The sequence below is a fragment of the Paenibacillus sp. A3M_27_13 genome (assembly GCF_024213315.1).
In the GTDB taxonomy this organism is placed as follows: Bacteria; Bacillota; Bacilli; order Paenibacillales; family Paenibacillaceae; genus Paenibacillus; species Paenibacillus polymyxa_B.
In genome coordinates this window covers 331,024-351,139 of record NZ_JANAVE010000004.1, presented here as the reverse complement: position 1 = coordinate 351,139, position 20,116 = coordinate 331,024, and the positions used below count along the sequence as shown (strand labels likewise).

Annotated in this window: 15 protein-coding genes and 1 pseudogene; 15 read left to right on the top strand and 1 reads right to left on the bottom strand. The window is 44.8% G+C overall.

From position 1 onward, the window contains the following. The first annotated feature begins 69 nt into the window (after nt 1–69). Both zwf and NLX82_RS17880 read left to right on the top strand, forming a co-directional pair. Complete coding sequence (zwf, locus tag NLX82_RS17885; RefSeq protein WP_025723630.1) at nt 70–1,626, top strand: glucose-6-phosphate dehydrogenase; 1,557 nt, start codon at nt 70–72, stop codon at nt 1,624–1,626. A 308-nt stretch (nt 1,627–1,934) separates the two neighbouring features. Next, nucleotides 1,935–3,515, top strand: a complete 1,581-nt coding sequence (locus NLX82_RS17880; RefSeq protein WP_013311888.1) for a peptide chain release factor 3 — start codon at nt 1,935–1,937, stop codon at nt 3,513–3,515. 151 nt (nt 3,516–3,666) lie between these two features. Here the strand turns inward: NLX82_RS17880 and NLX82_RS17875 are convergent, their stop codons facing one another. Further along, entirely contained in the window at nt 3,667–3,900 is a 234-nt protein-coding gene (locus tag NLX82_RS17875; protein WP_254348711.1) for a small acid-soluble spore protein SspI, read from the bottom strand. Nucleotides 3,901–4,060: 160 nt separating this feature from the next. Between NLX82_RS17875 and NLX82_RS17870 the strand changes: the two are divergent. From NLX82_RS17870 to NLX82_RS17810, 13 genes and pseudogenes are all read left to right on the top strand, one after another. Beyond that, nucleotides 4,061–4,726 (top strand): annotated as a pseudogene (locus tag NLX82_RS17870) (potassium channel family protein); the annotation flags it as partial. 82 nt (nt 4,727–4,808) lie between these two features. Continuing rightward, nucleotides 4,809–5,597, top strand: a complete 789-nt coding sequence (locus NLX82_RS17865) for a TrmH family RNA methyltransferase (protein WP_023990230.1) — start codon at nt 4,809–4,811, stop codon at nt 5,595–5,597. A 1,044-nt stretch (nt 5,598–6,641) separates the two neighbouring features. Continuing rightward, entirely contained in the window at nt 6,642–8,081 is a 1,440-nt protein-coding gene (locus NLX82_RS17860; RefSeq protein WP_069080787.1) for a 6-phospho-beta-glucosidase, read from the top strand. A gap of 277 nt (nt 8,082–8,358) precedes the next feature. Continuing rightward, nucleotides 8,359–9,189 carry a BglG family transcription antiterminator LicT gene (gene licT / locus NLX82_RS17855; protein ID WP_069080789.1) on the top strand — a complete coding sequence of 277 codons (831 nt, stop codon included), beginning with the start codon at nt 8,359–8,361 and terminating at the stop codon, nt 9,187–9,189. Between the two features lie 250 nt (nt 9,190–9,439). Further along, complete coding sequence (locus tag NLX82_RS17850) at nt 9,440–11,329, top strand: beta-glucoside-specific PTS transporter subunit IIABC (protein ID WP_254348710.1); 1,890 nt, start codon at nt 9,440–9,442, stop codon at nt 11,327–11,329. Between the two features lie 219 nt (nt 11,330–11,548). After that, nucleotides 11,549–13,039, top strand: a complete 1,491-nt coding sequence (locus tag NLX82_RS17845; RefSeq protein WP_071558274.1) for an alanine/glycine:cation symporter family protein — start codon at nt 11,549–11,551, stop codon at nt 13,037–13,039. Between the two features lie 185 nt (nt 13,040–13,224). Beyond that, nucleotides 13,225–13,830: a bifunctional transcriptional activator/DNA repair enzyme AdaA gene (locus NLX82_RS17840; RefSeq protein ID WP_254348709.1), complete on the top strand. Its 606-nt coding sequence runs from the start codon at nt 13,225–13,227 to the stop codon at nt 13,828–13,830. Then, complete coding sequence (locus tag NLX82_RS17835) at nt 13,811–14,353, top strand: methylated-DNA--[protein]-cysteine S-methyltransferase (RefSeq protein ID WP_254348708.1); 543 nt, start codon at nt 13,811–13,813, stop codon at nt 14,351–14,353. The genes NLX82_RS17840 and NLX82_RS17835 overlap by 20 nt, the downstream gene beginning before the upstream one ends. After that, nucleotides 14,343–15,158 (top strand): SPL family radical SAM protein, encoded by an 816-nt coding sequence (locus NLX82_RS17830; protein ID WP_068941918.1) that lies wholly within the window; start codon nt 14,343–14,345, stop codon nt 15,156–15,158. Before NLX82_RS17835 ends, NLX82_RS17830 begins: the two co-directional genes overlap by 11 nt. Nucleotides 15,159–15,221: 63 nt before the next feature. Further along, entirely contained in the window at nt 15,222–15,839 is a 618-nt protein-coding gene (locus tag NLX82_RS17825; RefSeq protein WP_028541409.1) for a DNA-3-methyladenine glycosylase family protein, read from the top strand. A 19-nt stretch (nt 15,840–15,858) separates the two neighbouring features. Then, the gene (locus NLX82_RS17820) at nt 15,859–16,548 is read left to right on the top strand and encodes a DNA alkylation repair protein (RefSeq protein ID WP_068941916.1); all 690 of its coding nucleotides are present in this window, start codon (nt 15,859–15,861) and stop codon (nt 16,546–16,548) included. Nucleotides 16,549–16,618: 70 nt separating this feature from the next. Further along, nucleotides 16,619–18,214, top strand: coding sequence for a response regulator transcription factor (locus tag NLX82_RS17815; protein WP_254348707.1), 1,596 nt, complete (start codon nt 16,619–16,621; stop codon nt 18,212–18,214). Between the two features lie 23 nt (nt 18,215–18,237). Further along, nucleotides 18,238–20,094 (top strand): histidine kinase, encoded by a 1,857-nt coding sequence (locus tag NLX82_RS17810; protein ID WP_254348706.1) that lies wholly within the window; start codon nt 18,238–18,240, stop codon nt 20,092–20,094. Nucleotides 20,095–20,116: the final 22 nt, after the last annotated feature.

The window sequence follows — 20,116 nt, the reverse complement described above, 5'->3', positions numbered from 1 at the left end:
ACAATACTACATGCGGATTTCGGGGATTGTGGATTGCGGAATCTTGACATGGGAAGAATGAGGTACTTCATGGCTGACATACCTGCTAAAGAATCTGTTGTGACGCAAGGCGCAGTTCTGTTTATTTTTGGCGCTACGGGCGATTTGGCTCGTCGCAAGCTTTTTCCTGCTATCTACAGCTTGTACCGCGAAGGCAAGCTTGCTGAAGATTTTGCCGTTATTGGTGTAGCAAGGCGTCCGCGCACAGAGGAAGAATTCCGTAATGACCTGTATGCTTCCATACAGGAGTTTAGTCGCTACAAAGCAGAAAATGATCAAGAATGGCAGGCATTTGCCGAGCATTTTGAATATAAATCGCTGGATATAAACAATGTCGAAGGGTTCCATGAGCTGAGACAGCAGACGGAGTCTATAGAAAGCAAGTTTAACATACCGGGAAATCGGTTGTTTTATTTGGCCTTGGCTCCTGAATTATTCGGAAGCGTGTCGAAGAGCTTGAAAGATGGCGGCATGATGGATGGAAAAGGCTGGAATCGCCTAGTAATTGAGAAGCCATTCGGTTATAACCTCGAATCTGCACAAGAATTGAACGTTGAAATACGAGAAGTATTTGCCGAAGAAGAAATTTATCGGATTGATCACTATCTTGGTAAGGAAATGGTACAAAATATTGAGGTGATCCGCTTCGCGAACGCCTTCTTTGAACCACTGTGGAATAATAAGCATATTGCCAATGTGCAAATTACGCTTAGTGAAACGGTAGGGGTGGAGGAACGCGGAGGTTACTACGATCATTCCGGCGCCTTGCGGGATATGGGACAGAACCATATGTTGCAAATGCTAACGATGATTGCGATGGAACCACCTAGTCGTTTGTTGCCTGAGGATATCCGTGATGAAAAGGTAAAAGTGCTGCGTTCGCTGCGCCCTTTTGAAACGTCTGAGGATGTGAAAACCAATGTGGTACGTGGCCAATACACCGAAGGCAGTTATCGCGGCCAGCAGTTGCCGGGGTATCGCCAAGAAGACAAGGTAGATCCACAGTCGAACACAGAGACTTATTTTGCTTCACGCGTGTTTGTTGATAATTTCCGTTGGGCTGGCGTACCGTTCTATATTCGTACGGGCAAACGTCTCCCTGTAAAAACAACGGAGATTGTTGTGGAATTTAAGAGCATGCCAACGAACGTGTATCTCGGTCAAAAGCATAAGCTAGAACCGAACTTGCTCGTGATTCGGGTCAATCCAATGGAGGGCATTTACATTAAAATCAATGCCAAGAAACCCGGTTCCGAATCAGATATTGAGCCACTGGCTATGGATTTTTGCCAAAGCTGTATGGTGGGTATCAACTCACCAGAGGCTTATGAACGATTGCTGATGGATGCGATTGAGGGTGATTCGACGTACTTCACGCGTTGGGATGAGGTTGCCACGGCATGGGGATTCGTCGATCGAATCGCCAAAGCATGGCAGCAGGCCCCGGATACGCTGGAAACCTATGCTGCAGGCTCATGGGGACCGGAAGGTGCTCACAAGCTATTGGAGCAGGATGGCTTCAAGTGGTGGCCGGTTAGCGGTCAGGATGAAGATAATGTCATCTGGCGAGTAGGCGGCGTTCAGTAATCCCGATTTGTCCTGCATCCCCCTATGTCCTGTTCAGGACGTAAGGGGATGCTTTGCGTTCCGAGTGTGCTATAATAGCTTAGTCTCAGGTTTTCAGTTTGCAACTGATTATAAGTTAAAGGCAGGCTAAAACATGTAAATAGATCGTATTTATAATGAATATGGTAACGGAGTACGCCGAATACTGGAGCTAACGGCAATATAGCTGATAGGGCCGATGAACTTATGAAAACAGGCGTGCGTCATGGCCTTTTTATGAATAGCTTGAGCAGTAATGCAATGGATTTGATCATGAAGGGATATGTGAAATGAGTAAAACAACAGATATACTTCAACAGGAAGTCGACAAACGGCGTACGTTTGCGATTATTTCTCACCCGGATGCGGGTAAAACGACACTGACGGAAAAGCTGCTGCTGTTCGGGGGCGCGATTCGTCTTGCTGGTTCAGTTAAAGCGCGTAAAGCAAGCAAACACGCCACGAGTGACTGGATGGAGATTGAAAAACAGCGGGGGATCTCTGTAACATCCTCAGTAATGCAATTTGATTATAATGGTCACCGCATCAATATTCTGGACACCCCAGGTCACCAGGATTTCAGTGAAGACACGTATCGTACATTAACAGCAGCAGATAGTGCAGTCATGCTGATTGACGTAGCGAAAGGTGTGGAAGCGCAAACGATTAAGCTGTTTCAAGTTTGTGCGAAGCGTGGAATTCCGATTTTCACCTTCATTAACAAACTGGATCGTGAGGGACGCAGTCCTTTTGATTTGATGGAGGAGCTGGAGCAGGTGCTTGGCATCCGTTCGGTGCCTATGAATTGGCCGATTGGTACAGGACGCGAGCTGTGTGGTGTCTATGACCGTGTCAAAAATCAGGTCGAGCTGTTTCAGGGAGATGACCATTCCACGATCAAAGTACAAAAAGTGGAAGATTACAATGATCCAATCATTCGTGAGATGGCGGGCGAATATTTGCATGACCAATTATGCCAAGACTTGGAGTTGCTTGACGTCGCGGGTGACCCTTTTGACATGGAAAAAGTACAGCGTGGAGAATTAACACCTGTATTCTTCGGCAGTGCGATTAATAATTTTGGTGTACAAACATTTTTGGAAAACTTCCTTCAGCTTGCTCCTAAACCGGAGCCGCGCCGTAGTACAGCTGGGGAAATTGAGCCAACAAACGAAAAGTTTACCGGCTATGTATTTAAAATTCAAGCGAACATGAACCCGGCTCACCGTGACCGTATTGCATTTTTGCGTATTGTCTCCGGTAAGTTTCAACGCGGGATGAGTGTTAAGCATGTACGGATGGGCAAGGAGATTAAGCTGTCTCAGCCACAGCAGTTCCTGGCACAGGACCGTGATATTGTCGAGGAGGCTTTTCCTGGCGATATTATAGGATTGTTTGACCCGGGTATTTTCCGTATTGGTGATTCACTCAGCCAAGGTAGCGAGGTTGTGTTTGATGAATTGCCGACCTTTTCGCCTGAGATTTTTGCCAAGGTAACGGTGAAAAATGCCTTGAAGCACAAGCAGTATCTGAAGGGTATTGACCAGTTGACCGAGGAAGGTATGATTCAGGTGTTCCGTACGGTAAGCTTTGACGATACGCTACTAGGTGTTGTCGGTCAACTGCAATTTGAAGTATTTGAGTACCGCATGAAGGGTGAATATGGCGTTGATGTACAGCTTCAGCGTATGCCATTCCAATTTGCACGTTGGATTGTGGATGATCAGATTGATCCGAGCAAGTTCCGTATTAACTCTACGCTGGTAAAGGATAAGAAGGGCAATTATGTTGCCTTGTTCGAAAACGAGTATGCCATGCGTACGGCTATGGAGAAAAACCCGACAGCTAAGTTTTTGGAAATGGCTCCATAAGATTGAGTATGCAGAACCGTTAGATCTCAGTCATTTAGTGTATACAACGAATAGTCCACTCGATGTTAATGCGAGTGGACTATTCTCATTTTAGAATACGGGTAAAATAATGAGCACAATTAAATCGGAACAAAAAGTTAAATAGCTAGAGCTAGGTTAAAGGTACGGGTTTGATTTTATCGATTTGTTCATGTGCCAAATGGACGAAATCGTGCTGCTGGTTTGGACTCATATGCTTCCAAGCAATTTCAAGAATGACACCCAATCCAGGCAAAGCGGCCTCCGGTCCGTCCACTGACCCAATAATCATGTTCGTAAGATCAGCTTCTGATTTGCCGTGTACTTTGTGAACAATTGCTTGTCGTAAATCCATTGTAATGGGCATGTGTACCTCCCGTATGTTGTAGTAGTGGTCGAATGTATTATGGCTTGGGCTGTTGTCCAGTATACATGGAGAAGCATTTGGCATAAGTATGTCAAAATTTATGTTTGTAGCATGATATGCTATACTATGACGGACAGTATGGTGATCGGGAGGTAAAGAAGGAATGGCAAAAAAACAGTATGCGGTCATTGGTATGGGCCGTTTTGGTTCCAGTGTTGCCAGTGCGCTGAGTGAGATGGGTTTTGATGTGCTGGCTATTGACTCGGACGAGCAGCGTACACAGGAAATGTCGAATATTGTGACGCATGCGGTATCTGCCGACTCGACGGATGAGGAAGCGCTGCGAGCGCTGGGTATCCGTAATTTTGACGTAATCGTAGTTGCGATTGGCGAAGATATACAGGCCAGTATTCTGACGACATTGATTCTCAAGGACATGGGCGTACCAGCTCTTGTGGTCAAGGCACAAAATGAATTGCACGGGAAAGTGCTGCAAAAAATAGGTGCGGATAAAGTCGTTTATCCTGAACGGGATATGGGGTTACGGGTAGCTCATCATTTGACATCTCCCAACATTTTGGATTATATCGAGCTGTCCAAGGACTACAGTATTTTGGAGATGAGAGCCGCCGATTCCATGATTGGCAAAAACCTGAAAGAGCTAGACATACGTGCACGCTTCGGCTGCAATGTGATGGCGATTCGTAGAAATCAGGAAATGAATATTTCACCTTATGCCGAAGATCGTCTGGAGCCGGGTGATGTACTGGTCATTGTGGGCCACAAGGATGATCTGACCAAGCTGGAGCTGGCATTTGTAGCCTAATGAAGGCTTGATGTTCAAGTACAAGTGAAGTGATACATTATTTATTTTTAAGAAACGGACAAAGAAATGGAAGGTTAAACGAATGGAAATCATTTCACCGAATAATGCGCGTGTAAAAGAGTGGGCGCAACTGCTGGAGAAAAAGCATCGCACACGGCAGCATAAATATATTGTCGAGGGTATTCATCTGGTGCAGGAAGCGCTGCGTTCAGACGCGGCTGTCGAAACCGTCGCCTATGATTTGGACAAGGGCATTCCCGCCGAGCTGAATGGCCTGGATCCAGCCGACCAGCCGGTGGAATGGGTTCCCGTGTCAGCGGCGGTCATTGCAAAATGCACCGATACGAAGACGCCGCAGTCGGTCTTTGCCATCGTGCGTAAGGAGGAGCGCAGCGCATTCCCGGCATTGCTGGAGCAGCCGGATGCACTGGTGATGGTGCTGGACGGGGTGCAGGACCCCGGCAATGTAGGCACCATCATCCGCAGCGCGGACGCTGCTGGAGCCGCAGGCGTAATATTGGGTCATGGCTGCGCCGACCTGTACAATCCCAAAACGATCCGCTCCACGATGGGATCGTTGTTTCACCTGCCGGTGATTGAAGGCAGTCTGGAGGAGCTTTTACCGCAGGCCAAAAGTAAAGGTGCCCGCTTGCTCAGCACCTCACTGGATGCGAGCTTGTCATGCTATACCATAGATTTGCGTGTTTCCACTTGGCTTGTGATCGGAAACGAAGGCCAAGGTATTTCTGCTGCTACCGCGCGCATGGTGGATGAGTCGGTATTCATTCCGATGCAGGGGCAAGCGGAATCACTGAACGCAGCGATGGCTTCTACGGTGCTATTATTTGAGGCGATGAGACAACGAAACTAAGAGAATGAACACGGGGCTGCTGGTGTGGTTTATAACATCAAATGGGACTATTTATATTGTCAATTGAGACTAGGAACATCCACGCCTGCACCTGGCCTTTCTTCCGCCCTATAGTCCCAACCTGATCCAGTCGAGGGGGCTATGGCTTAAATCCAATGTGGCGAATAACGTGTTTTTTTAGAGGTTTTATAAGATTAAGTTCATGCCGGCCGGTTTATGAAACGAATCAATGAACAACCGCTAGAAACAAGTGGTCGGCTACTGGTTAGGTTATGATCTTAATTGCGGTTTATATAGTAACAAATAGAAAGGTATTTGATTATGATATTCATTAACAAAAAAACTATTAATAAGCTAACTGAATCGCATAGAGAACCTAACATGCTTATCTGCTATTCAACTCCTCAGAGTCTTTCAGCTTGTACAAGTCGAGCTATATTACTCCTAAATAATGATAGGATTATCATCCTTTTCCTCAATCTATTTTCATCTAAAGTAGTAGAAAAAGTTGAATTTGAAGTAGCTGATTTACAAGAACAAAAATATCATTCTATATATCTGTCTTCTGCAATCTGGTCATTTAACATTAAAGGACAGCATTGGAGGTTCAAGATAATCAAAAAAATTATTCCTCTTGGCTCTATGCAAAGGGATTTTCTAAATTTCTTGCAACAAAATATCTTAAATTAGCGAATTTCCGAAAACATGTGCCCTTCCAGACAAAGACGAACAGCCAGGTATCTTTCGTAAAGTCGTTTATCTGGGGTTTCTTTCATGGTTCTATTCATTACCCAATAGGCGATTGACGTAATGCTGTTGGTTTGTTAATTGCGTGTTATTATATCAAATGAATTTGACAGGTTCCCAAATCTTTGTTAGAGTTTCAATCAAATACGTATAACCTTTTCATGGGATGTTACCGATAGGGCATAACCTGAATTGGCTTGTTTACACTGCAAGTGTATACAGGCTGGTTTGGGTTTTTTTATATCCATCACCACCCTCTAGGAACCCCTTTATCACACATTTGGAAGGAGAACGTTTATGTCCAGTTATATTTTTCCTAAAGACTTTTTATGGGGCGGTGCTCTTGCTGCCAATCAGGCCGAGGGCGCTTATTTGGAAGACGGTAAAGGATTGAGTCTGGTGGATCTGTTGCCTACCGGAGAGAAGAGAAGAAGCATAATGAAAGGGAATGTTCCCTCGCTGACTCCACTTGAAAGCGAATTCTATCCTTCCCACGAAGCCATTGATTTCTATCACCACTATCGCGAGGATATCGCGCTATTTGCAGAAATGGGATTTAAGGCGCTACGTATTTCCATTGCCTGGGCTCGTATTTTTCCAACAGGAGAAGACGCTACTCCAAATGAAGCAGGTTTGCAATTCTACGATGACTTGTTCGACGAGTTGCATAAACATGGCATTCAGCCAGTCGTTACCCTCGCTCATTTTGACGTGCCAGTGGATCTAGTCGAGAAATATGGAAGCTGGCGGAGCCGGAAGCTGGTAGGCCTGTTTGAAACCTATGCTAAAACAGTATTCACCCGCTACAAGGATAAAGTGAAATACTGGATGACATTCAACGAGATTAACATGCTTCTCCATTTGCCGTTTCTCGGCGCCGGTCTTGTTTTTCAAGAAGGTGAAAACGTTAAACAGATTCAGTATCAGGCTGCACATCATCAGCTTGTGGCAAGCGCGCTGGCTGTAAAAGCGTGTCACGAGATTATCCCGGATGCCAAGATTGGTTGTATGCTTGCTGCCGGTAGCTTCTATCCGTATACGTGTAATCCCGAAGATGTGTATCAGGGCATGGAAAAAGACCGCGAGTCCTACTTCTTCATTGATGTACAGTCACGCGGCGAATATCCTGGTTATGCGAAGCGCTTCTTCAAGGATCATGGATTAAACATTGAGATGGAATCAGGCGACGCAGCCATTCTGAAAGATCATACCGTTGACTATATCGGATTCAGCTACTATTCGAGCCGGACGACCAGCACAGACCCGGAAATCGTCAAGAACATGACCAGTGGTAATGTATTTGGCTCCGTGGCCAATCCATATCTGGACAAGTCCGAATGGGGCTGGACGATCGATCCAAAAGGATTCCGCATCACAGCCAACCAATTGCATGACCGTTACCAAAAGCCCCTGTTCGTAGTGGAAAACGGTTTTGGTGCCAATGATGTGGTTTCGCCTGAAGGAGAAGTTAACGACGATTACCGGATCGACTATCTCAAGCGGCATATTGCCGAAATGGGTGAGGCTCTTCAAGACGGAGTTGAAATTATCGGTTACACAAGTTGGGGACCTATTGACATTGTCAGTGCTTCCTCAGGAGAGATGAAAAAACGCTACGGTTATATTTATGTGGACCGCGACAACGAAGGAAGCGGTTCGTTGAAACGTATTAAAAAGAAAAGCTTCCACTGGTACAAAAACGTAATTCATTCCGACGGCGAAAATCTGGGCGAATAATCGTACCACAAGAAAATAGGATCGGACGTCCCGGGCCCACGGGGATTTCCGATCTTCGTTTCTTCATTGAAAGCGTTGACAATCGTTCCTCTTCGGGCTATACTTGACGCAATTCCATCATTTTTAGGATTGTTACTGCGTAGCAGGCAAAACCTAAGCCACAAATAAGAAGATGTTACAGTCTTGTTTATTTGGCGTGCTTCGGTTTTTTTTCTGTTTACAATAAAGAGGATGGAGCAAGTGTGGCTCTTGCTGGCATATGGAACGGGGGATCGAGATGAACATAGCAAAGGTCATCAACAACAATGTAATCAGCGTCTACCAGACGGACGGTACCGAACTCGTGGTAATGGGTCGGGGGATTGCTTTTAAGAAAAAGCCTGGAGACAAAGTAGACGAAACCAGAATTCAGAAGGTATTTGCCCTGAAAAACAAGCAGACGTCCGATAACTTTAAAATGTTGTTGCGTGAGGTACCGCTTGATTTGATCGTGATTGTGGAGGAAGTCATTAATGATGCCAAGCATAATCTGAACAGAAAGCTGAACGAAAATATTTATGTTTCGCTGACCGATCATATTAATTTCGCTGTTGAAAGATACCGGGAAGGATTGGAAATCAAAAACGCGTTATTGTGGGAAGTCAAGCAGCTATATAAAGAAGAATTCGTAATTGGTCTGAAAACGTTGGAGCAAATCAAACAAAGGCTCGGTATTGAACTGCCTGTGGACGAAGCAGCTTATATTGCGATTCACATCGTGAATGCTGAAATGAACGAGGAAGTCATTACGACCATGAGTATCACGAAGTTTATCCAGCAAATTATCAATATTGCAAAATATCACTTTAAGGTCGATTTTGACGAGGACTCTCTGAGCTATTTCCGCTTTATTACGCATCTGAAATTTTTCGCTCAGCGCGTATTTAAGGGAAATCACTACGAAAATAACTATGATCATTTGTATGACATGATTAAGGAAAAGCATAAGGAAGCGGCTGCTTGTACAGAGAAAATCGGAGCTTTTGTGCAAAAAGAATACAACCACGAATTGACGAACGAAGAAAAATTGTATCTGACCGTGCATATTGAACGGGTGGTGAACAGATAAGTCGAACGTTTTCAACGAAAAAAGACCAAGAATAGACGATTAAAAGTTTTTGTTGACAAATATGGTAGATTGGTTATATTATGAGAGTAACAGGAATTTAATAAGTTTTAACTGGGATTGTTACTGGTTATGCAGGCAAAACCTAAGTCATGAAAAATTGCGGGACTAAAGTGCCCACCATTTTTCAAGGCTTAGGTTTTTTGTGTGCCTAAATATGTAAAAAGCCCCTTAGAACATGGAGGTGTCCATCATGAGTAATGAAAAACTGGCTAAGGAAATTGTACACCTGGTAGGTGGCGAAAAAAATGTAATATCGCTCGTTCACTGCGCCACTCGCCTGCGTTTTGTGCTAAAAGATGAGGCAAAAGCAGACAAGGGAAAGCTGGAAAAAACCGATGGAATTATCACGGTAAAGCAAAGCGGTGGTCAGTTCCAGGTTGTAGTCGGCAACAAAGTACCAGAGGTATATAATGCAATCGGCAAAGTATCCAATATTTTGAATGAAACTGGAAAAGAAGATCATTCTGCTAAAGGCAACAAAGGATTTGGCGCCGTAATCGACGTAATTTCCAGCATTTTTGCACCGTTGCTCGGAGTTATGGCGGGGTCCGGTATTCTGAAAGGTCTGCTGCTGATTGCGAGCAACCTCGGCTGGTTGCTACCGAAAGACACTACCTATATGATTTTGTATGCTGCGGCCGACAGTTTGTTTTATTTTCTTCCTCTCTTGTTAGCGGTTACAACGGCACGGAAATTCGGTGGTAATATCTTCGTTGCCCTGACCATTGCCGGAGGGTTGCTTTACCCGACCATTGTCACGCTAAAAACGGAAGGTACACCTACGGACTTTTTCGGTATTCCTATTGTTATGATGAGTTATTCATCTACCGTTATTCCGATCATTTTAGCCGTCATCGTCATGAGTAAGCTGGAAAAATGGTGCAATCGAGTGATCCACGAGAGCGTTAAAAACTTTATTACACCTTTGATTCTACTTGTAATTATGCTTCCTCTGACCCTGATGGTCTTTGGTCCAGTCGGGGTGTATGTGGGCAACGCAATCGCTACCGCACTCGTTGCTGCGTTCAGCTTTAGTCCGTTGCTGGCTGGAGCAATCCTTGGTGCTTGCTGGCAGCTGCTCGTTATTTTTGGTGTTCACTGGGGGCTTATACCTGTATTTATTAATAACATTGCTGTCAACGGCCGGGATGGCATTAAGCCCGCTGCTTCGGCTTCCGTCTTTGCTCAAACCGGCGCTGCGTTTGGTGTTATGCTGAAAACGAAAAATAAAAAGCTGAAAACGCTGGCGGGTTCCGCCACACTTACCGCTTTATTCGGCATCACGGAGCCAGCAGTTTATGGGGTTACGTTGCCACTGAAACGTCCGTTTATTGCAGGTATTATCGGCGGCGCCGCCGGTGGTGCCATTATCGGTCAAGCGGGAACGCAAGCATTTGCCTCCGGCGCACCTGGGTTGCTGACCTTACCAATCTTTTACGGCCCCGGTGGACAAGGATTCCCGGGATTGATCTTAGGGATTACGGTTTCATTTCTGGTGTCGGCAATTTTGACCTATATTTTAGGATTTGAGGACCCGGTCGAAGCGGAAGAAACCACCGACAATTCGGCTAATGAATCAACCTCACCAACCGATGTTTCCAATGAAGAGGTACTTAGCCCGATTGAAGGAACTGTGGTAGCTCTAACAGAAGTTCCAGATGCTGCATTTGCTTCAGAGGCTATGGGCAAAGGTATCGCCATCCAACCGACAACGGGCAGAGTCGTGGCCCCTTTCGATGGAACCATCACTGTGGCGTTCAAGAAAAAACATGCGCTTGCGATTGTTTCACCCCATGGCGCAGAGGTTTTGATTCATGTTGGAGTAGATACAGTCAAGCTGGACGGTAAATATTTTACTTCCCATATCAAAGAAGGCGACGAGGTAAAAGCTGGGGATCTACTGCTTGAGTTTGATGTTGAGCAAATCAGGGCAGAGGGTTATCCTACGATTACGCCAGTTATCATTACAAACTCTTCCCAATATGTTGAGATCCTCCCAATCGCTCAAGGAGAGGTAACGGAGCAGTCCCCACTGTTGAAATTGTCTAGTGCTTCAAATGAGAAAGAGGGCATCGCCTGATGTCTTAAGAATAAAGCTCTGATGGTCCACATTCCCGGATCATCAGAGCTTTTTTGTCGTCATTTTATGTAGCCGGTAAGCTCACGTGTAATTGACAATATGTCAATTAAATTAACTTGTATGGGGGTAAAAACTAATCTATAATTTTTTGTAATTATGCAAATTTTCTGAAAACATAGACTAGAAAATCAATTGATTGATCAGGGGGAAATACAAGGAATGTTAGAGCAGTGGGCAGAGGCAGTAAACGGCGTCATTTGGAGCAATCCTGTGGTATATGTCTGTTTGGGTGTGGGACTATTATTTTCGATCATGACTCGATTCCTACAAATCAGGCATTTCAAAGAGATGATCCGTCTAGTATTTAAAGGGAAAAGTTCAGAGGCAGGTGTATCCTCTTTTCAGGCCTTTACGATGGCGCTATCGGGGCGTGTTGGGACGGGAAATATTGCTGGGATTGCATTGGCAGTCGGTATGGGTGGACCCGGGGCGATATTTTGGATGTGGGTCATGGCTTTTATCGGATCGGCTACTGCGTTTGTTGAATCCACACTGGCTCAGGTATATAAGGTAAAGCGCGATGGACAGTACCGAGGCGGCCCGGCCTTTTATATTGAAAAAGGGACAGGCTTTAAATGGTTTGCCGTCATTTTTGCGGTTGCTGCGTTGGTCGCGATGTGTTTACTGATGCCGGGAACTCAATCGAACTCTATTGCCGTAGCTTTTCATAGCTCGTTTGGCATGGATATGAAGGTTTCCGGGATAGTAGTAGTCGTGTTGCTGGCGCTTATCATTTTTGGAGGTGTAAAAAGGATTGCCAATGTGGCTCAGGTTGTCATTCCGTTTATGGCACTTGGCTACATCCTTGTCTCTTTTTATATTATGATGACGAATATTACTGCGCTCCCCGATGTATTTTCGCTGATTTTTCGCAGTGCCTTTGGCGTGGATTCTGTGTTCGGCGGTATGGCAGGGACGGCGATTGCCTGGGGCGTAAAACGGGGCATTTACTCCAACGAAGCCGGGCAAGGTTCAGGTGCGCATCCGGCAGCAGCCGCGGAAGTGTCTCATCCCGCAAAACAGGGGCTAGTTCAGGCATTTTCCGTGTATGTGGATACCTTTTTAGTCTGTACGTCTACGGCTTTTATGGTCTTATTCACAGGTATGTACAACGTGAAGGGACCTGGTGGCGATTTTATTGTGCAGCATCTCCCGGGTGTTGAAGAGGGAACCCAATATACACAAGCTGCTATTGAATCGGTATTTCCGGGTTTTGGGTCGAGTCTGCTGTCCATTACCTTGTTCTTTTTCGCATTTACGACCATTATCGCCTATTATTACATCGCAGAAACGAATATGGCCTACCTGGTTGCCGACCGTAAAGCCAAATGGCCCATGTTCGTTCTAAAGCTTGTTATCCTGGGTTCGACGTTCTATGGAACGGTCGTCAAGGAATCGGCTCTGGCGTGGACACTGGGGGATATGGGTGTCGGCATTATGCTTTGGGTGAACCTGATTGCTATGATTCTGTTGGCCAAGCCTGCTCTTCTTGTGCTTAAGGATTACGAACAGCAGCGGAGGCAAGGGCTGGACCCGGTGTTTGACCCGGAGAAGGCAGGTATTTCAAATGCCGAGTATTGGTCAAAGGAATATCAGCCTCCTTCAGATGAGTTGACGATTACCGCCAAACCGAGCAAGCTGCAAGCCTAAATAAGATAGATAAGTAAGATCAAAGGTGGCTCCGCGGGGAGTCATCTTTTTTTCGTTATCTTGCCTTTACATTCCAAGAGGGGTACATATGCTCACTATTTAGTCTATAATTTAGACAGACGGATTTAGAAAAATTCTGCCATAGATATGTGGGGAGGCCACATTGCACAAGAGAGGTGATTTGAATGAGCACATCCGATTTATCCATAACTGACGACAAGTGGAGAGCTATTGTAGAAAACGACAAGTCATATGACGGGGTATTTTTGTACGCTGTGAAGACAACGGGAATATTTTGTCGCCCCTCCTGCAAATCCCGACCTCCCAAAAGAGAGAACATCCGTATTTTTAAAACAGCAGGGCAGGCATTGGCCCAGCATTTTCGTCCATGCAAAAGATGTAAACCGACAGGACAACGATTGCCTGATCATGAATGGATCGCACTGGTTACAGAATACGTGAATTCTAACTATATGAAGGACTTAACATTGCACATCTTGGCTGAAATAAGCCATGGAAGTCCGTATCATTTACATCGTACCTTCAAGCGGATCATGCATATAACTCCAATGGAATATATACAGCAGACCAGGTTGGAACAAGCGAAGAAGCTACTCATTTGCTCAGATATATCTGTTGCGGAAGTGGGGGAGAACGTAGGTCTGTCCAATACACCTTACTTTATTACGTTATTTAAAAAGAATACAGGCTACACCCCATTGCAATATCGCCAACTCAAATCGAAAGCGACACAAAATGGAGGTACACAGCATGGCACAGCAAATAAATAAAACGATCTATTGGTCATTGTTGACACATGAGAATTGGAATTTATATATTGCAGCTACATCGGAAGGACTATGTTACGTAGGTTCGCCCAATCAACCTGTAGAGGAATTGTTTTCATGGGCGGGAAGACGATTTCCCGGCAGTCCTTTAGTTGAAGAGGATGCTGCTTTACAGCCCTATGCCAAGGAGCTGATTGAATATCTCCAAGGGGAGCGCACCCAATTTACATTGCCCTTTGATTTTCATGGGACTGCGTTCCAGATGGCGGTTTGGAATGCGTTGTGTGATATTCCGTATGGGGAAACAGTATCCTATTCAGATATTGCCAACGCTATTCAAAAGCCAGCCTCTGTTCGTGCGGTGGGGGCTGCCATCGGTGCTAATCCAATTTTGGTCACGGTCCCTTGTCATCGGGTCATTGGTAAAAATGGAGCTATGACCGGATATCGGGGTGGTTTGGACATGAAGGTGAAGCTTTTGCAGCTCGAAAAGGAAAGTGTGGCATCGGTTCAGTATGAAAAATGAGTATTACAAATCCCCCAAGACTCTTTTGAATAAAGGGACAGGTTTCTTGTCAGGGTATACACACTCGTTGAACCCGTATACAGGTTGTACCTTTGGTTGCTCGTATTGCTATGTACGCCAATTGCCAGTCTCCACATTTCGGAAGGAAGCTTGGGGGACATGGGTTGATATTAAAAATCAGGCGGCAGATATTCTTCGCAAGGAGCTTCGCAGAGCCAAATCGAAAGGTAAAGTCACGATTTTTATGTCATCAAGCACAGATCCTTATCAGCCTGCCGAGTACAAGGAAGAGGTGACCCGGTCTCTGCTGGAGGTGATGGTGGAGGATACACCGGATTTTCTCTTTTTACAGACGCGCAGTCCACTGGTACGGCGGGATACCGATTTACTGCTCCGATTGGGGGATCGTGTTCGTGTGAGTATGACTGTAGAAACGGATCGAGAAGATATACGCAAACATTTTACCCCGGAAGCTCCTCCCATCCAGGCTCGCCTCCAAACGCTGCATCTCTTAAAGGAGGCAGGTGTACCGACGCAAGCTACGATTGCTCCGATGCTTCCAAGCAGTGAACATTTTGCAGACAAGCTCGTGCCTCTGGTCAACCGTGTCTGTATTGATGATTATTTTATGGGAGACGGCAGTGGGGGGAGACGAACGCGTAGCTTAAAAATAGGCGCGCTGTACGAGTCATTGGGGCTGGAAGAATGGTATCATCCTGCTGCCTATAAGACGGTTTATGAACGTTTTCTCCATGTTTTCCCGAAAGAACAACTCTACGTGAGCAAAGAAGGATTCGAACCTTGATGCAACAGCAGTCTATGCCATTGAATCAAGAGTGAACCATATAAGGGGGCAGCGGGAGAACGAATGCAAACCGTAATGACCAAAAACTTTGACTATGGGGAAAAGGAAATCAATTATCTAAAAAACGTAGACACCGTACTTGGTGCAGCGATGACGCAAATGGGCAAGGTAGAACGGATCATCATTCCCGACCTGTTCGCGGCGCTCGTTCATGCGATTGTGGGACAGCTTATATCGGCCAAGGCGGTTCAAACCATATGGGCAAGGATGCAGGAGAAGTTAGGGGTGATTACTCCACAAAATATAGCCGTTCAGACGGCTTTAGAAATTCAAAGCTGTGGCATCACCATGAAAAAGGCCACATGTATTCTAAATATAGCCCAAACGATCGAGCAGGGCCTGTTGGATTTACAGGAATTATATGAGCTTTCCGATGCACAGGTGATCCAGAAATTGTCCTCGCTGCAAGGGATAGGACCTTGGACGGCTGAAATGATGCTGATTAATTGTATGGAGCGTCCAGATGTCGTCAGTTGGGGCGATATGGCTATTCGACGGGGAATGATGAAGTTGTACCATCTAGATACATTGACCAAGCAGCAATTTGAGGAGTACCGCCGAGTTTATTCGCCTTATGGTTCGGTGGCCTCTATTTATTTGTGGAGTATTTCATTTCGTTAAGAATCAGGGAGTGGAAACGATGGAGAAAACAATCAGAGAACAGATACTGTCATACGTGGATGCAGATTTTCAGAAATTTACGGCTGCATTGCTTCCGACGATTAATAATGTGCTGGGTGTACGTCTGCCAGTGCTGCGTAAGCTAGCTCAAGATATTGCCAAAGGAGATTGGCGTCTCTACCTGGAGACCGCTGAAAGTGAACACTTCGAAGAAGTAATGCTGCAAGGTATGGTGATTGGTTCAGTAAAAACAGATATAGAGGAAGTTTTGAGTTATACCGCCAAGTTTGTTCCTAAAATTGATAATTGGTCCGTATGTGACAGCTTCTGTGCCGGATTGAAAATCACGAAACATCATAAAGAACGGGTATGGGAGTTTATTCAGCCCTATCTATTCTCCAAGAAAGAATATGAAATTCGGTTTGGTGTGGTTATGCTTCTTAATTTTTATATTGAGGAACAGTATATGAAGCGGGTGTTTACTTTACTGGATCAGACCCATCGCGAGGATTATTATGTACAAATGGCGGTAGCATGGGCGATATCGATCTGTTATATCAAGCTACCTGAGGTAACCATGGCGTATTTAAGTCATAATACATTAGATGATTTTACCTTCAACAAAGCACTGCAAAAAATCACGGAATCATATCGGGTGGATCAGGCAACGAAAACGACTATCCGCGGTATGAAGCGAAAAAGAAAATAGGATCGGCTCCCACCTGTAAGTGTTATACTGAAAAAAAATGCGTGTATGAAAACGAACAGGAGGGGAGTCAGTGAATTCGATCCCGCTGGGAGTACTTGTTGTGGATGATGAAACTAGACAGCGTCGAGGTTTGGCTGCCATGGTCAGGGATCTACGTCCCGAATACGAGGTATGGGAAGCCAAGAACGGGAAAGATGCTCTGACCATTTCGTTATCCAAACCGATCCAAATCGTTTTTACAGATATTCAAATGCCGATCATGAATGGAATTGAATATCTTCAACAATTGAGAACATCTGGTCAGCATGAGACCAAAGTTATTTTAGTGACAGTCTACCAGGAATTTAGCTATGCACAGCAGGCGGTGAGGTACGGGGCGAATGATTATTTGGTGAAACCGGTGCAATCGCAGCAGCTCATTGAAGTGATTCAACATATGGAGAAGATCATTGTAGAGGAGCAGGAAGCACTGATTGGGAATCAAACAGCGTTGAATCAGATCGAGCAGAGTATGCCTGCATTTGTGGAGCATTTGTTTAGCAAATGCGTGACAGACAAATTACAGCCTAATGAGAAAATCCTATTAAAGAGTCACTTTGGATGGCGTGGGGTAGGAGAAGTTCTCGCGTTGGGAGCATCGGCGGCCCACCCGGAGGATATACATATGTGGGATTCTCAGCTCCGTAATACGGTTGTTGAAATATTGCGACCTTGGGCGTCTTCTGTCGTGTTTCCACTCGAATCCCGTAAAGACCATGTGGTTGCAGTAGTGAATTGGAAGGATAGGGCTGAAGGCAAGGAGGCCAAAAGCGCCCTTCAAGCTGGGCTGAAAAAGTTGGAGCAACAGCAAGCGATTTCAATCTGGTTTGCTTGGGGTCACCCTTTTAATTTTGATGAAATGCAAATAAGCCAATCTCACGAAAAGGCCGTTGGCCTGATCTCCATGCGTTTTTATACACCTCACATCAGATATTTGAACCTTGTCGTTTCAGATGATGAGCGGCCAGTACAGGAAATGAGCGCACACGAACAAAGGGCCTTTTTTAAATTTATTGAAAGCGCTATCTCTAATGGAGAGCCCGATCAGCTATTGGGTCAGGTGAAAAATTTTATTGGACAAATGACACAAGGGTATCCTGCACCTGAAGCGCTTAAAGCTAAATTGGTACACCTTCTGTTGGTTAGTTTACAACGGTTAAATATAGGGTGGAGTGAGGAAGTCTACTCACGTTTCTCGGAACGTTTGAACAAAGCTGTCGAAGGGGCCACCTGTCTTCGGAATCTTGAGGATCGTGTTGCAACATGGTTAAAAGAGCTGATTCTTGAGCTTCATAGCGGCTCCAAAGGCGAACCCATTATGAACAAGTGCAAGGAATTTCTAGATGCACATCTACATGAAGACCTAAGTCTGGAGATCGTGGCCCGGCGCTTCCACTATAATGCGTCCTATTTTAGCATTCTGTTCAAAAATTATTTTGGGCTCTCGTTCACGGAATATATGGTGAAGCTCAGAATGCAAAAGGCTCAGCACTTACTGCTGCATACAGACGCCAAGGTCGCAGAAATTAGTAGACAGGTTGGTTATAAAGATATCAAATACTTTTTTAAAGTGTTCAAAAAAAACGTAATGCACACGCCGGAAGAATTTCGTAGGAAATTCAAATGATTGTTAGGTGAAAGGAAGATACGATGCGCCAAGTTAAATATATGTATCAAAAATTTTTGGACAGTAGCTTTCGTACGAAATTGATGCTGTCCTATTTTTTGTTGTCTGGTTTTATCGTTTTGATCCTAGGTTTCGTTTACTTTGAAACGAGCGCACGGAATATTACTACAAATGTAACAGATAGCGTTACAAGCGTTCTGCGTAGTAATAACCAGCTGCTGGATAACAAGCTGACAGCTATTCAAAAAACCGTAGATATGATTCCGATCGACCATGATCTTCTTCAGACCATTATGAACGTGGATACTACGGATTCTTCATCGCTGTTACGAGCTGATCGCAGCATTACAAAAACTTTGTACAGATACTTTGGCAATATGGAGGAAGTGTATGCTTCCCAAATTATGACGCAAAATTATGCATATGGAAGCACTGATCGGATGTATATTCCCGTTCAGCCGTTCTATTCTTCTCCGTTGGCAACAACGGCGGTGGAAGCAGAAGGGGCTACCCAATGGATTCCCGCTTATTCGTATGCCGATACATTCCATCAGCAGGATTTAAAACGAGGCTCCTATGAGTTTAGTTCTTTATTTGCTGTGGTAAAGCAGCTCCATTTGACTGCATTAGATGATGCAGGAACCTTTCATACGCTTCCGGAGGGCAAGGAAAAACCTATACTTATATTGAATTTTCGTCCTGACTTGTTAAAAGGGGGTTTTGAAGATTATGCAGCCCGCAGCGGATTTGCACATCTATCCTATGGCATGATTCATGATAAAAACGGGATGGTCATGAGTTCGGATAGACAGCAACAAGTGGGGGAGCCCGTGGCGGATTGGCTTAAGGATGCCATTACTTCGGAACAAGGGATGAAAATGGTAAACGTTAAAGGTCAAAGCATATTACTGGTTTACGAAGCGATGAAGACGACGGGCTGGGTATCTTATATAGCCATTCCCATGGAAGATGTATTGGGACATCTATCAACGATTCGCACCTACACGGTGTTTTTTTTAGGCTTTATGATGCTTGTTGCTGTTATTCTTGCTTATTTACTGTCTGTTTACATCAGTAAGCCCATCACAGATATGAAACAGGCGATGAAAGTAATGGAGAAAGGGCATTTTGATATTCGAATTCCTGTGCGTGGCTACGATGAATTGGGAGACCTGGTGATTCGGTTTAATCAAATGAATGAAAAAATTAAAGATTTAATCGAGGAAAATTACAAGTCACGTCTACGAGCCAAAGAGTCGGAGTTAATGGCACTTAATTTACAGCTGAATCCCCATTTTTTGTATAACACCTTAACGACCATGTATTGGATCGCCTTAGAACATAAACAGCAGGAACTGGGCCAATTGATCATTAGTCTGGCGGAAATGCTGCAAATTACTACTCGAAATAAAAACGATACATGGAGTTTGGAAACCGATCTGAATTGGCTGGAAAAATACATTTTTATTATGCAGAATCGCTTTGAGGACAAGTTCACGGTGGAATATGATATTGATCCCATTTTGCTTCAGATGGAAGTTCCCAAACTTTTCTTGCAGCCTTTTGTAGAGAATTCAATTATTCACGGCTTCGCCGAAATGGAATCAGGGGGTCTGATTAAGATCACAGCCTGGATCGAGAAGCAATTGGTGTGTTTTAAAGTGGAGGATAATGGATTAGGAATTCAAGAAGAACATATACGCCGAATTCAAGCTGGAGAAATCAGATCAACGGGCATTAAAAATGTAGACAGAAGAGTACGGCTATTATATGGAATGGATTATGGCGTTACGCTCCACTCGCCAGCAGGTAAAGGGACATTCGTCCTGGTTCGCATCGGAGAAATTCATAGATCTAATCAAATGACACCAATCCAATGAGAGTACGACTTTTAAAAATGTA